Source organism: Iodobacter ciconiae (assembly GCF_003952345.1).
GTDB lineage: Bacteria > Pseudomonadota > Gammaproteobacteria > Burkholderiales > Chitinibacteraceae > Iodobacter > Iodobacter ciconiae.
In genome coordinates this window covers 2,417,435-2,431,665 of the sequence record NZ_CP034433.1, presented here as the reverse complement: position 1 = coordinate 2,431,665, position 14,231 = coordinate 2,417,435, and the positions used below count along the sequence as shown (strand labels likewise).

Here is a 14,231-nt window from a genome sequence, read left to right as displayed (position 1 = left end):
ACCGCACATGAGGTTCAAAGTTGTTCTTCTCTTCCATATGATGTGCTTCGTTGCCTAACGGCTCTGTGATTCTGGAGTTCATCATGTCTCGTTTACTTATCTTGTTTATCGCCGCAACGCTGAGCCTTTCCGTACAGGCTGGTGTTAATGATGCTTATCGCGATGGAGTGCGTGAAGTTTCTAAAGCCAAATTGGACGGTGCCCGCGAAGTGATCGCCGAGCGCCGGGAGGCTGCCCGTGATTATTACGAAGCGGACACGCCCAGGGAGCGTCGCCAGGCTATTCGTGAAGGGGCACGTGAGGTACGTGCAGCTAAACGAAGCGCGGAGCGTGAAGTACGCAGCGAGCGCCGCGAGGCCAAGCGTGAAATTCGCCGGGAAATCCGTAAAGATCGCTGGAAATAATCCATTTAGGAGTGATATTCATGAAATTAATTAAAATTTGTGCCGCTGTACTTACGCCGCTGGCCATGTTGCTTGCATCTCCTGCCTGGGCTGACAGCCGTCAGGATGCGCATCGGATTGGCGCTTTTTCAGGTGCCATGAAATATTGCATTGAAAATGATAGTGACCGGGAAGGGCGCTACAAGATGGCAAGGTTGCGGGCATTTAAAGAAGTGGACGATATGTCTTCACGTCGTAAACTCGATGCCATCGCTGCGCGTAATCTGGCTTATGACCGTGGTCGTTACCTGGGGCGCCGACTTGATCGGGATCACTGCCGTCAGTTGGTGAAAGCCTCTGAATGGCGCAGATTCTTTAACTAGTTCTTATTTTTCCGGGTGTTTGGCGGGGTATATTCAATATGCTTTGAAGGTGCTTGGTTGTTCTGTAAGGGCAAGAGCTTATTTTCATATTTAAGCATTAATGAATACTGTCATGCTTCGTAACTAGAGTTAAGTAAAAGGTGCTTGATGCATACCAATCTGCGTCAGTTTGGTTCCGCTGGTTCCGGGCGAGTGCTGCGTGGCAAATTCAGTGTTTTGCTTACCGCTTTGTGCCTGTTATCCCCCCTGGGATATGCCACTTCCGGTGGTGATCTGGCAGGCAGCCGCATCGAGTCCGTTGCGGTACGCTTTGATAATGGCCAGCAGGAAAACACGGGCTACCGGGATGTGGTGCTGAAAGCGTTTTCAGCCTATCCCGGCGGGCAGTTTGATCCGGCCCGCAGCAATATGATGCTGAACCAGGTACGGCGTCTGAAATTTGTCCAGGACGCTAAATATCTGGTGCAGACCAATGGCGCAGGTAACCTTGAGCTGATTCTCGACATTACGCTGAGTGAGCGGGCCAAACCGCTCAATGACGCACCAATGGGGCTTCTGGCAACAGGGGACTGGAAGGATTTCCCGACTCTGTATGCTGATGATCACTCGGTATTGCAGGCCAAATTAGAAAATAAATCCATGGTGTTCTCCAACACCAATGCCTTTTTTGGCCGCCCGGATATTCTCACTGCCGGTAATCCGCTGGCGCAGGCTCCTTCGGGGCGTAATGGTACGGATACCTGGCTGGAAAGCAGCATAGAGGCTGGCCTCTATGGCCTCACTTCGGTAACTGATCAGATCTCCCTGTTTGCCGGTGGCAGTTATATTGCCTCTGGCTCCTGGGGGCCGGAACTCTTTACCGATCAGTCCCGGCAGCATGGTGGTGTGGAAGACGCCTATCTGGGCGTGGTTGGCCGTAATACTTCCGATCAGGGCGGGGTGCGGCAGCTGAGCCTGCTGTACGGTAGAAAATCTTTTCAGATCGATAGCGGGATGATCCTGCGCCTGGCTTCGGCCAATGGCGGCGGGCGTGCCGCACTTCAATCCAATCCCCGTAATGCGGCTGAACAACTGTTGCATGCCCAGTTTGTATACGACAACCATAAATTAGAGTTGTTCAGACTGAATCCGGATGAATTGACAGAGATTGACAGCAAGACCGTAATCAACGGTGTTAATTACGAAGGCACTTTATTGCCTAATCTGCGTCTGGGGGCGATGTATCTGGAGGTGCCTGATTCGCACTTTTCTTACTACACCCCTACATCGGTCTATTCCCGTGAGGGTTTGCAGGTGATGGATCTGCGCCTGGCCTATGATCCACCGGCGGCGGTGTCCAAGTTTTATGCAAGGGCCGAGCTTGCGCGCCAGACTAATAAAAATTTTGATATGGATGCCCGGGCAGGGTATGCCGAAGCGGGCTACCGCCTGATTGAGACGCCCTGGAGCCCGGCACTGAGTTACCGTTATTCCAGGTTCACCGGCGATAATCCTGATACGCCGGTTTTTGAGCGCTGGGATCCTTTGTTTGCAGGTGGCGGCGGGGATGAGTGGGTGCAAGGCCTGAACCAGTACAAGGTGGTGCAGACTTCGAACGTCATTGCCCATCGTTTTATGGCGCGGCTGCAGCCTGATCCGCGCTGGGAGCTGACTCCTCAGTTCTGGTTATTCAAGGCCGACACGCTCAATAATCTGGGCGGTGCCCAGGCCCTGTCGGTGCTCCCGTCTGATGATCTTGGTAAAGAGCTGAATCTGACTGCCCGCTATGTAGCCAACCCTAATCTGATTTTTGTGTTCTCCGCTGCCTATACCAAGCCGGGTGAAGGCATCCGCCGTGCATTAAATGACGACTACCGAAACTGGTTTAGCGCAAGTGCGCTAATGATTGCCCGTTTCTGATATATCACTTACGAGGAAAATTTATGAACAAACTGAAAAAATCCCTGGGTCTGCTTCTCTTGTCAGGCAGCCTGTTTGCCATGCCAGCTATGGCAGAAAACTATAAGCCGGTTGATATCAAGCCGCTTGACCCTGCTTATTTCATCCCTAAACGTCATGAAAGTCGAACTTATCTGATTACGGGTGGAGCGCGTGGTATCGGGGCTGCTTCTGCAATCCGCCTGGCGCGGGAAGGCGCTAATGTGGTGATTTTTGACGTGCTGGCTAAAGAAGGTGGCGAAACAGTTGCACAGATTCGCAAGGAAGGTGGTAAAGCCGAGTTTGTTAAAGGCGATGTACGCAGCAATAGCGATCTGCAAAAGGCGGTAGATCACGCACTTGCTACTTTTGGTGAGCTTAACGGTGCACTGAATTCGGCTGGCGTCATGGCCGCCATGGCGCCGGATGCCGTTTTGGATTACAAAAAGCAAAAAGAACTGTTGCCAAGCCCCATTGCCGATGCCAGTGACGAGTATTTCGATACACTGATGGATATTAATGCCACTGGTATTTTTAAATCCATGCGCTCGGAACTGAAGCCAATGCTGAAGCAGGGCAAGGGTGGCGCTATCGTTAATATCTGTTCGATTGCAGGTCTTACCGGCCTTGCCGGTAATTCTGCCTATGTTGCCAGCAAGCACGCCTGCAGTGGCTTAACCCGCAGTGGCGCAATTGATTACGCGCCGTATGGCATTCGGGTAAATTCGGTCAATATGGCCGCAACAGAAACCGCAATGACAGATATGGCTATTAAATACGTTATGGCTGCCAGTAAGGAAAATAGCGCTTCGAATGTGGTGAGTATGGGTAGAACTAAAACACTTAGCCTGCAGGCCTATGCAGACAGCAAAAAGCGCCAGGCTACCGTGTGGGAGCAAGCTTCCGTGATCAGCTTTTTACTCTCTGACGAAGCATCAAATCTTACCGGTGCTCTTTACGCTACCGATGGTGGCTGGACTGCTTACTAAAAAGCAGGATTATTAAAGTTACTGGTTAATGTTCAGCAGCACTGCATGAGGTTTGCCTCGTGTAGTGCTGCTGTTTTAGTTTCCGCTGTGCATAACTGATGCACCAACCGTGTAAACCACAGATAAGCCAGCTTGCCGCCCGGGCTGAATCACTCGGGTTTGGGATGAGCTGCGAAGTGATTGTCTTGCTTTCCTTATAAATGGCAGGTGTCTGGATTTGCTTTGATACCTTGCCGTGGTGCAGGAACGGGCACCGAGGGTTTTTATTCTTGCTTAATGGTGCCAGTGCCACATGAAGAGGGCCGGTAAGGCTATAATCGCGGGTTAATCTATGAACGACTGAGCCTTTTTCCCATGAGTACTTCGCCAAAAGAGATCGCAAAAAGTTTCGAACCCGCTGAGATCGAAAGCCGCTACTACCCAGAGTGGGAGAAAGCCGGTTACTTTCAGCCAAATATGCAAAGCGCCGCATCATTCTGCATTCAGCTGCCTCCACCGAATGTGACAGGTACCTTGCATATGGGCCATGCCTTTAATCAAACGATTATGGATGGCTTAACCCGCTACCACCGCATGAAGGGTGAAAACACCCTGTGGCAGCCCGGTACCGATCACGCCGGTATCGCCACGCAAATCGTGGTAGAGCGTCAGCTGGATGCGCAAGGCATCAGCCGCCATGAATTGGGCCGCGAGAAATTCGTAGAAAAAATCTGGGAATGGAAAAAAGAATCCGGTGCCACCATCACCGAGCAAATGCGCCGCATGGGTGCATCGGTCGATTGGCAGCGTGAATACTTCACCATGGACGAGCAATGCTCAGGTTCGGTCACCGAAGTATTCGTCAGCCTGTTTGAGCAGGGCCTGATTTACCGTGGCAAGCGTTTGTCTAACTGGGATCCAAAACTGGGCACCGCCATCTCTGACCTCGAAGTGGTTTCCGAGGAAGAAGACGGCCATATGTGGCATATCAAATATCCGGTGGTGGGCAGCGATGAATTTATCGTGGTGGCCACCACCCGCCCTGAAACCTTGCTTGGCGATGTGGCCGTAGCGGTTAATCCGATTGATGCGCGTTTCACCCATCTGATTGGCAAAACACTGCGACTACCGCTGACAGACCGTGAAATCCCTGTGATCAGCGATGATTATGTGGATGCGGCTTTTGGTACCGGTTTAGTAAAAATCACCCCGGCGCATGATTTTAACGATTATCAGGTGGGTAAGCGTCATAACACCCAGCTGATCAATGTAATGAGCCTGGAAGCCACCATTCTGGCTAAGGCACAGGTCTTTAGTTTTGATGGCGATGCACTGGGCAGCATCGATTTACCCGCAGCTTACGCGGGTTTAAGCGCTCCGGCAGCACGTAAAGCGATGCTGGCCGATCTGGATGCGCAGGGCTTATTGCTGGAAACCAAAAAACACAAACTGATGGTGCCACGCGGCGATCGTACCGGCTCGGTGATCGAGCCTTTGCTGACCGATCAGTGGTTTATGGCCATGAGCAAAGCCGATGAAACTGGCCAGAGCATTACTGAAAAAGCCTTGCAAGCTGTAGCGACCGGTGAAGTTAAATTTGTGCCGGAAAACTGGGTAAACACTTACAACCAGTGGCTGAATAATATTCAGGACTGGTGTATCAGCCGTCAGCTATGGTGGGGGCATCAGATTCCGGCCTGGTACGACGAAGACGGTAAAGTTTATGTCGCCCGCAATCAGGAGCAAGCCCAGGCACAAGCGCCGGGCAAAACACTGCGCCGCGATGTAGACGTGCTCGATACCTGGTTTAGCTCGGCCTTGGTGCCGTTTTCTACCCTGGGCTGGAAGCCCGGCCAGAGTACGCCAGAGCTGGATGCATTTTTGCCTTCATCGGTACTGGTGACCGGTTTTGACATTATTTTCTTCTGGGTAGCCCGGATGATTATGATGACCAAGCACTTCACCGGCAAAGTGCCGTTCAAGCATGTGTATATCCACGGTCTGGTGCGGGATGGTGAAGGCCAGAAGATGTCTAAATCGGAAGGCAATGTGCTGGATCCGGTTGACCTGATCGACGGGATTGGTTTAGAAGCGCTGCTGGAAAAACGTACCTCTGGCCTGCGCCGTCCGGAAACTGCACCTAAAGTAGCGGCTAAAACTAAAAAAGAATTCCCGGAAGGTATTCCAGCCTTTGGTACCGATGCGCTGCGCTTTACCTTTGCATCGCTGGCCACACTGGGCCGTAGTATTAATTTCGATCAGCATCGCTGCGAAGGCTATCGCAATTTCTGCAATAAGCTCTGGAATGCCACCCGCTATGTGCTGATGAATGTGGAAGGCAAAGATGTGGGGCAGGATAAATCCTTGCCGCTGGAATACGGTTTTGCTGATCAGTGGATGACCGGCCGTTTGCAACAGGCAGAACACGATGTGACCACTGCTCTGGATACCTTCCGCTTCGATCTGGCGGCGCAAGGTATTTATGAGTTTGTCTGGAACGATTACTGCGACTGGTATATCGAGCTGGCCAAAGTGCAGTTACAAGCGGGCAACGAAGCACAGCAACGTGCTACCCGCCGCACCTTGGTTCGCGTTTTAGAAACCACCTTGCGTATGGCTCACCCGATTATTCCGTTTATTACCGAAGAGCTGTGGCAGGTTGTGGCTCCCCTGGCCAACGCTAAAAAGACCGCATCCATCATGCTGGCCGACTGGCCGGTGGCGGATTTAAGCAGGGTTAATGAAGCCGCTAATGCACAGGTTGAAAGCTTAAAAGCGCTGGCCTTTGCTGTTCGTAATTTGCGCGGCGAAATGGGCTTGCCGCCATCGCAAAAAACACCGCTGCTGCTGGAAGGGGGAGAAGAGCTGCAGCAGTACGCCGCTTATTTGGTGCCATTGGCCAAGCTTGCCAGCGTCACCATCGTGGCAAAACTGCCTGAAGACGATGCGCCGGTAGCCGTTGCTGGCAGCACGCGTTTAATGCTGAAAGTAGAAATTGATAAAGCAGCAGAATTAGCACGTTTAAGCAAAGAAATTGGCAAGCTCACCGAAAATCTGGAAAGAATTAAAGCCAAGTTTGAAAAGCCGGGTTATCTGGATAAAGCACCGGCTCATCTGGTGGAAAAAGATCAGGGCCTGATGGTTGAATTTGCCGAGAAGCTGGCTCAATTACAAAGCCAGCTGGCTAAATTGCAATAAATATATAGTTTGAGTTAGATGCATTGTTAGCCAGCATTCAGGCTGACAATGCAGCATAACCCAATATATGCATCATAATTGGGCAATGATGGTTATCTCACAGGCTGCCTTGTGCAGCCTGTTTTTATTTAATAAATAATGCCTGGCCGGGCGCAGTATTCACGCGTAAAACCATTGTATTTGAAAGCCGGATTCAATTTATCATTGCTCCTGTGTGAGCAATAAAGGAAACAAAATGATTAATAATGATATTTTACGCAGCGTGCGTTATATGCTGGATTTAAGCGATGCGCATATTGTGGCGATTGCTAAATTAGCTGATTTTGATTTAGCAAAAGAAGATGTTGCGGCCTATCTGAAAAAAGAAGACGAAGAAGGCTATCTGGAATTGAGCGATGAAGCCATGGCTTATTTCTTAGATGGCCTGGTGTTTCATAAGCGCGGTAAAGATGAAAGCCGCCCGGCGCAACCCATTGAATTGCCAATGAGTAATAATATGGCCCTTAAAAAACTGCGCGTGGCTTTTGAATTAAAAGAAGAAGATATGCACAGTATTCTGGCTGCGACAGGCTTTGATGTATCCAAGCCAGAATTAAGCGCCTTATTCCGCAAAAAAGATCATAAGCACTATCGCAGCTGTGGCGATCAATTGCTAAGAAACTTTTTAAAAGGTTTAACGCTACGTTTGCGTGGTTAATCGCTAGTATTTGTTGGGCGGGTGCAAGCCTATGTGAGCTAAGCAAAATCAAAGACCTTTTTAGTGCCTTCGGCACGTTGATTTTGGAGCGGTAGCCACCGCGGGGGCCTTCCTTTCTTGAACGGCCAAGAAAGGAAGCCAAAGAAGGCCGCCCCGACCAGCACGAAACCCCTCACTGCGGACAATCGAGCGGCGGCTGCGGAACTCGCTTCGCTCAGACAGTCCTCGCCGAAACCCCGCCCGCTTGTTCCTCGCTTCGGCGTGCTTCAAGGGGACTCTAAAGCCCCGTGCAGAGAGCGCGGTCAATGGGTTTTTTCGCTGTTTGTTAATGAAAAAACTAGTTACTTAGAGCGAGTGGGGATTCACCCCTGCTTCAGCCAGCTTGCAAAGGTGTCTTCATGCTCACTCTTAATATTATCGGTCCTGGCCGTTTGGGCAAATCAATTGCCCGATTGGCAACGCCGCATTATCAAATCGCCGGGGTTTGCGCCAGCTCGCTGGCTAGCAGCACAGATGCGGTGGCATTTATAGGGGCCGGGCAGGCCTGTGCGACTTTGGCCGATTTGCCTGCCGCTGATTTATTTTTGCTGGCTGTGCCGGATGCGATGATTGCAGACAAGGCGGTTGAGCTGGCAGCCAGCTCGGTGGTAAAGGCGGGTAATGTGGTGTTCCATGCCAGCGGAGCGTCTGAAGCCTCATTACTTCTTCCTTTAAAAGCCGCGGGCGCATCCATTGCCAGCTTGCATCCGGCTTTTTCTTTTGCTGACCCAGAGCGGGCTGTGAGCACTTTTGCAGATACGCTTTGCGCATTGGAGGGGGACGCAAAGGCGTGTGATGTTTTGTATGATTTTGCGCAAGCTCTGGGTGGCAAGCCTTTTTATTTAGCAGAAGGGGGCAAGGCGGCTTATCACGCCTCATTAACGATGGCGGCTAATTTTCTGGTGACTCTGGCTGATCTATCAATAAAAACAGCCGTGCAGGCAGGAATAAGCGATGAGATTGCCCGGCTGTTAATTAATAATTTAATGCAGCAAACTTTAGGCAATATAAAGAAATTAGGGCCTGCTGCGGCATTAACAGGGCCTATTGTGCGCGGTGATCAAGTAACCGTGGATAAACATTTAAATGTTTTAAGTGATATCAGCAGCCGGCGTTGTTATCAAAGTCTGGGACTGGCGACAATTAATCTGGCCGGAGAAAAACTGTCGGACGTGCAGCAACGCGCTCTTTGGCAAAAACTTTCATAATGCAGAAATTTAAACAAAAATCAGATTGATATTGGAAACGCTCAATATATTCTTCTGGATATTTTTAATAGCCGGAAGTTTGGATTGGGCAGTTGAGCTTGTAAGCTTGTTAACGAAGTAGCCAGGCCGTGTTTAGTAAGGCTTTTTTTGTATGGGATAAAAAACAATTGGTAACAAGTACTTACAGTAATCATCAGGTGAAAAATACCTTCATGTTAGTGTGAATTTTCGCTGCATTTTTTATGAAAAAACGGCAGGATAGCGGCATAGGGCAGTTCTGATAGACGCTTGGTTTTTTTCGTCATTGAGTACTTAATCTGCCCACTATATATTTTTGGAGATACATTATGTCAGAGCCTAAAACTCATCCGTTATTTTTAGCTGCAGCCGCCTCGGTGATTTTGGCTTCAGGTGTAGGCATGGCCAATTGGCTGGGTTTTATCGGTAAGCCCGAGCCACAGTCTGTGGTATCGGTGCCTGCCATTGCCAGTGCGCCCGTGGTGGCACTGGTGGCAACGCCCGAGCCTACTTTGATTCCTAGCGCAGCACCAACACCGGCACCAACATTGGCTCCTGTAGTGGTGCCGACAGCTGCACCAAAGCCTGCTGCACCTAAGCCGCGTCCTACACCCAAACCTAAGCCCGTGATGAAGCCTGTTGATGAAGTGGCCCAGCCCGAGCCAACGTTACGCCCGGCGCCGGTGAAGGAAGTGTGCCGAAGCTGCGGGCAGGTGATTTCGATCCGCTCCATTGAGAAAAAGGGTGAGGGCTCGGGGGGCGGCGCGATTGCAGGTGGTGTTCTTGGCGGTGTGGTAGGGCATCAGATTGGCCGTGGTAATGGCCGTACTGTGGCCGAAGTGCTGGGTGTAATTGGCGGCGCTGTTGCCGGGCATCAGGCAGAAAAACAAATTCGCAGTGTTACGGTTTATGAAGTGCGTGTGTCATTTGAAGATGAAAGCGAGCGCACTTATAGTTTTCAGGAGCGCCCGCCATTTAACCAGGGCGATCGTGTTCGCACCAGCGGTGATGGCATTGTGAAATCTTCAAATTGATAGAAATAAATTAATAAAATAAAGCCACAGTGATGTGGCTTTATTTTGGCTGGTAACTTTCGATCCAGATCAAAATCAGCTGTTTTTCATTTCTAACTCTTGGATTTTCCGGGTGAGGGTATTGCGCCCCCAGCCTAGTAATTCTGCGGCCTCTGTGCGTTTGCCGCCGGTGTGGGCTAATGTTCGCTCGATTACCATGCGCTCAAATGCAGGAACGAGCTCATCCAGAATACGATTATCGCCACGGCTGAGACGCTGGCTGATTTCAATACCAAGCTGGCCCAGCCAGTCTTCATTCTTGCCTGAAGCTTCACTTCCATTGAGTTCCGGTGGCAAATCGCCTGCCTGCACCAGTGCCCCGGGTGCCATCACGGTAATCCAGTGGCACAGGTTTTCCAGCTGGCGTACATTGCCCGGAAAACCGAATGTGGCGAGCTTTGCCATCGCATCATCGCTTAGCTGTTTCGCCTCAATACCCAGCTCTGACGCAGATTTAATAAGGAAAAAACGTGTCAGTAAGGGGATATCTTCCGATCGCTCCCGCAGCGCAGGTAAGCGCAGGCGAATTACATTAAGGCGATGAAAGAGGTCTTCTCTAAATTGCCCCTGTTTCACGCGTTCTTCCAGATGCTGATGCGTTGCGGCAATCACCCGTACATTGGCTTTAATCGGCTGATGCCCGCCTACCCGATAATAAAAACCATCAGACAATACGCGCAGCAAGCGGGTTTGCAGCTCGGATGGCATATCGCCTATTTCATCCAGAAACAAAGTGCCGCTTTCTGCCTGCTCAAAGCGCCCCTGGCGTCTGGCGTCCGCCCCCGTAAAAGCACCCCGCTCGTGACCGAATAATTCGGACTCCAGCAGGTCTTTGGGAATTGCAGCGGTGTTTATGGCAACAAAGGGGCGGGCAGCACGCGGGCTGTGCCGGTGCAGGGCGCGGGCGACGAGCTCTTTACCACTGCCTGATTCTCCTGTAATCAGAACGGTGGCAGTCGATTGGTTCAGGCGGCCAATCGCTCTGAATACATCCTGCATGGCAGGGGCCTGGCCGAGGATCTCCGGCGCGGGCGAGCTGGCAGGCACAGGGCCGCTCTGGGTAAAGCGCTTACTTTCTTCTATGGCCCGTCTGATTAGGGCGGTTGCGTGGTCCACATCAAAGGGCTTGGGTAAATACTCGAACGCACCGCCTTGAAAGGCAGAAACAGCACTGTCCAAATCAGAATGGGCGGTCATGATAATTACGGGAAGATCTGGCCAATCCTGCTTCACAATCTCCAGAAACTGCAGGCCGGATTCTCCCGGCATGCGGATATCGCAAACGATGGCTTTTGGTTGCTCTTGTGGCAGTCTAGCCAGTGCTTCGGTAGCCGAAGCGAAGCTGGCATGCGAGATGTTTTCTCTGGCGAGGGCTTTTTCGAATACCCAGCGGATAGAACGGTCATCATCGATAATCCAGACGGCACTCATAGGTTCTCCTGATGAGGTTTATATTGCCAGCCATTTAGCGGGAGCAGCAGGCTAAAGCAGGTTTGGCCGGGGCGGCTTTCAAATTCGATCGTACCGTGGTGCTGTACTACAAATGTGTGAGCCAGGTGCAGGCCGATGCCTGTTCCGCCGGGGCGGCCGGAAACCAGCGGGTAAAATAGTGTTTCTTTGAGTGATTCGGGAATGCCGGGGCCGTTATCAATAATTTGAATTTGTAGCGCAAGCGGAAAGCGGCGGCGATTGAGTGTTACTTGCCTTGCAATGCGGGTGCGTAAGAAAATTTCGCCGACCCCTGCCATGGCATGTACGGCATTGCGCACAATATTAAGTACCGCCTGTATAAGCTGCTCCTGGTCGGCAATCAGGTTGGGCAGGCTGGTGTCGTAATCCCGTTTTACCGATAAGCCATTGGGTGTTTCTGCTAAAGCAAGGCTGCGCACACGCTCCAGGACTTCATGAATATTGAGCTCGGTCAGCTTGGGCAGGCGATGCGGGGTGAGCAGCCGATCAAGCAGTCTTTGCAGGCGCTGCGATTCATCAATAATCACCTGGGTATATTCTTGCAGCTCGCGGCTATGCAGCTCGCTTGATAGCAGCTGGGCTGCGCCGCGTATTCCGCCAAGCGGATTTTTAATTTCGTGTGCCAGATTACGGATCAGTTCGCGGTTGGCCTGCTGCTGCGCCTGCAGCCTGGCTTCATTTACAATTTTTCGCTGCTGATCCATCTGGCGGATCTCCACCAGGGCTGCTGCTGCACTGGTTTCGATGGGGCTGGCAGTGAGCGTAACGTAGATATCGCCATGGTTGGTGGAAAGCAGCAGCTCGTGCTCGGTAATGCTGATGTTTTCGGCACAGGCCGTAATGACGGCGCTCACAATGGGGCTGTGTGGTTCCAAACTGGCAGACAAGGTCATGCCTACGTCATCCTGGCGCAGGCCTAGCAGATCAGTTGCTGCCGGATTAATGTAAACCAGCGTACCGTCTGCAGCAACAGCGATAACGGCATCATCCAGAAACTCCAGGCCGGAAAAGGCAGAATGGCTCATAGCGGCTTGCCCTGTAAGATCGTTTATCCATGGGGTGTAGCAATTTGCGGGCCAGCAAGAAAATGGCCTGTATGGCGGCTTCAGAGTAAAAGCATACACGAGCAATGCACCATGGTGGTGCATTGCCTTGTGCTTGTGGTGCGCTGGAAATAAGGGCGGGGGCTGTGCCGGGGCTTAGCGCAGGCGGCTGATTTCAGATTGCAAGGCGCTGATGTTTTTTTCGTGCAGCGTCATGTTATTGCGAATACGGCCTATTTTTTCCACATATTTTTGCGGGCTGGCTTTTTCTTCGGCTGTTTTGCTGTTTTCTGCATCAGCAAGTAAACGGCGCGCCTCGGCCAGGTTTTTTTGCTCGCTGGTGAGCTCTTCATTCAGAATCAGATGGCGGTTACTATCCCGGCTTTTTTGCGTGGCAGCATCAACACGCGGGAAGTTGCCCGGGGTCGCCGTTTGCGGGCTGCGCTCCTTCGGGGTTGAATTACCACGTGGGCGCGGCGCAGGGATAAGTGCTCCGGGCTCAGCCAGAATACGCTGCGCGTTACGCATGGGGATATTCGAAAACGTCACATTGCCGTGCTCATCCACATATTTGTAGATATCGGCGTGGGCAAACGGAGCAATACAGAGGATAGAAATAAAGAGATACTTAAGCATGGGCGTAACTTAACACAGGACGGGTTTAAATCAACATAAGCAAGTTTGCTAGTGTTCGCAAAGCACTTATTCAGGTGCTCATGTATTTTTCAGAATATGGATGATTGGGTCTGTTATTTAGTCTTATTATTTATTTATGGCCTAATTGTTTTTCTGGTGCGATCAAATCGCGGACACGTTGTTTCAGCTCTTTTGCCTCAGGAAACCGGCCCTCGATTTTTCTATCCCAGACCAGGGTATCCATACAGCTCACAATAAAAACTCCGCCTGTGCCAGGTTGCAAAGCGACTTCTCCCAGCTCTTGTGCAAAAGTTGAAAGCAGCTCTTGCGCCAGCCAGGCAGAACGAAGTAACCAGTTGCACTGTGCGCAGTACAAAATGCTTATGCGGGGAGATTGATGGGTAGCCATTAAAATTGCACACCTAATTGATGAAGCTGCCTTGCGGTTTCTTTTGCACTTGTATGGTGAATCCCGTGCCAGCCTAATTTTGTAGCAGCATTCGCGTTTTTTGCTGCATCATCAATAAAAACCAGCTCATCAGGCTGTAAATTTTGAATAGACTGAGCTATTCGCTCAAACATTACCTGATAAATGGCCGGGTCAGGTTTAATTAATCCCAGATGGCCAGACACCACAATATCTTTAAAGCGGTGGAGCAAAGGATAGTTTTCCCATGCATAGGGAAATGTTTCAGCAGACCAGTTAGTTAAGCCATAGAGTGGGACCTGCGCGGCTTCCAATTGTTCCATCAGCGCGACGCCTTCTACCAAAGTGCCATTTAATGTCTCTGGCCAGCGTGCATAAAATGCGGCAATCCAATCGGCATATTCTGGAAATTCGGCTTGTTTGATTCGGGTGGCATCGCTAATACTACGGCCACGGTCCTGCCCGATATTCCATTCGCTATTACAAACTTCGCTTAAGAAAAATGCCCGCTCTTTTTCATCGCTAATTAATTTACGATAAAGATAATCGGGATTCCAATCGAATAAAACACCACCAAAATCAAAGATAACAGCACGAATACTCATGATGACAGGCTAAGGAAATGGTAAACGGGGCCATTGTACCCCACCGCTTCAAGTCTGGCAGGCCGTTATGTTTTTATTTATTTAATTTCAGCGGCTTATGCATTAAATGCCTGCTGGCGGGGGTAATTTTACTCCTATGTTTAAGGCTGGAAACAGAGCTGGTTTT

13 protein-coding genes are annotated in these 14,231 nt (G+C 50.8%); 8 read left to right on the top strand and 5 right to left on the bottom strand.

The genetic code is table 11. The features are described 5' to 3' along the window. Window positions 1-83 precede the first annotated feature (83 nt). From EJO50_RS10540 to EJO50_RS17485, 8 genes are all read left to right on the top strand, one after another. On the top strand, window positions 84-404 hold the full coding sequence (locus EJO50_RS10540; protein ID WP_125973984.1) for a hypothetical protein: 321 nt from the start codon (window positions 84-86) through the stop codon (window positions 402-404). Window positions 405-424: 20 nt separating this feature from the next. After that, a complete protein-coding gene (locus EJO50_RS10535) occupies window positions 425-766 on the top strand; it encodes a hypothetical protein (protein WP_125973982.1) in 342 nt (113 codons plus the stop codon). A gap of 147 nt (window positions 767-913) precedes the next feature. Further along, window positions 914-2,665 (top strand): alginate export family protein, encoded by a 1,752-nt coding sequence (locus tag EJO50_RS10530; RefSeq protein ID WP_125973980.1) that lies wholly within the window; start codon window positions 914-916, stop codon window positions 2,663-2,665. Between the two features lie 23 nt (window positions 2,666-2,688). Continuing rightward, the gene (locus EJO50_RS10525; RefSeq protein WP_206434374.1) at window positions 2,689-3,672 is read left to right on the top strand and encodes an SDR family NAD(P)-dependent oxidoreductase; all 984 of its coding nucleotides are present in this window, start codon (window positions 2,689-2,691) and stop codon (window positions 3,670-3,672) included. A 354-nt stretch (window positions 3,673-4,026) separates the two neighbouring features. Beyond that, complete coding sequence (locus EJO50_RS10520) at window positions 4,027-6,849, top strand: valine--tRNA ligase (RefSeq protein ID WP_206434373.1); 2,823 nt, start codon at window positions 4,027-4,029, stop codon at window positions 6,847-6,849. 235 nt (window positions 6,850-7,084) lie between these two features. Beyond that, complete coding sequence (locus EJO50_RS10515) at window positions 7,085-7,546, top strand: YehS family protein (RefSeq protein WP_125973978.1); 462 nt, start codon at window positions 7,085-7,087, stop codon at window positions 7,544-7,546. Between the two features lie 398 nt (window positions 7,547-7,944). Then, window positions 7,945-8,793 (top strand): Rossmann-like and DUF2520 domain-containing protein, encoded by an 849-nt coding sequence (locus tag EJO50_RS10510; RefSeq protein WP_125973976.1) that lies wholly within the window; start codon window positions 7,945-7,947, stop codon window positions 8,791-8,793. Window positions 8,794-9,140: 347 nt separating this feature from the next. After that, window positions 9,141-9,845 carry a glycine zipper 2TM domain-containing protein gene (locus EJO50_RS17485; RefSeq protein WP_125973974.1) on the top strand — a complete coding sequence of 235 codons (705 nt, stop codon included), beginning with the start codon at window positions 9,141-9,143 and terminating at the stop codon, window positions 9,843-9,845. 75 nt (window positions 9,846-9,920) lie between these two features. On the opposite strand, the gene ntrC is transcribed toward EJO50_RS17485, so the two are convergent. The 5 genes from ntrC to EJO50_RS10480 form a co-directional block, all read right to left on the bottom strand. Then, complete coding sequence (ntrC, locus tag EJO50_RS10500; protein ID WP_125973972.1) at window positions 9,921-11,315, bottom strand: nitrogen regulation protein NR(I); 1,395 nt, start codon at window positions 11,313-11,315, stop codon at window positions 9,921-9,923. Continuing rightward, complete coding sequence (gene glnL / locus EJO50_RS10495) at window positions 11,312-12,379, bottom strand: nitrogen regulation protein NR(II) (protein ID WP_125973970.1); 1,068 nt, start codon at window positions 12,377-12,379, stop codon at window positions 11,312-11,314. Before glnL ends, ntrC begins: the two co-directional genes overlap by 4 nt. A 174-nt stretch (window positions 12,380-12,553) precedes the next feature. Continuing rightward, entirely contained in the window at window positions 12,554-13,033 is a 480-nt protein-coding gene (locus tag EJO50_RS10490) for a DUF4124 domain-containing protein (protein ID WP_125973968.1), read from the bottom strand. 130 nt (window positions 13,034-13,163) lie between these two features. Next, window positions 13,164-13,442: an Rdx family protein gene (locus EJO50_RS10485; RefSeq protein ID WP_125973966.1), complete on the bottom strand. Its 279-nt coding sequence runs from the start codon at window positions 13,440-13,442 to the stop codon at window positions 13,164-13,166. Further along, complete coding sequence (locus tag EJO50_RS10480; protein ID WP_125973964.1) at window positions 13,442-14,065, bottom strand: HAD-IA family hydrolase; 624 nt, start codon at window positions 14,063-14,065, stop codon at window positions 13,442-13,444. The genes EJO50_RS10485 and EJO50_RS10480 overlap by 1 nt, the downstream gene beginning before the upstream one ends. Window positions 14,066-14,231: the final 166 nt, after the last annotated feature.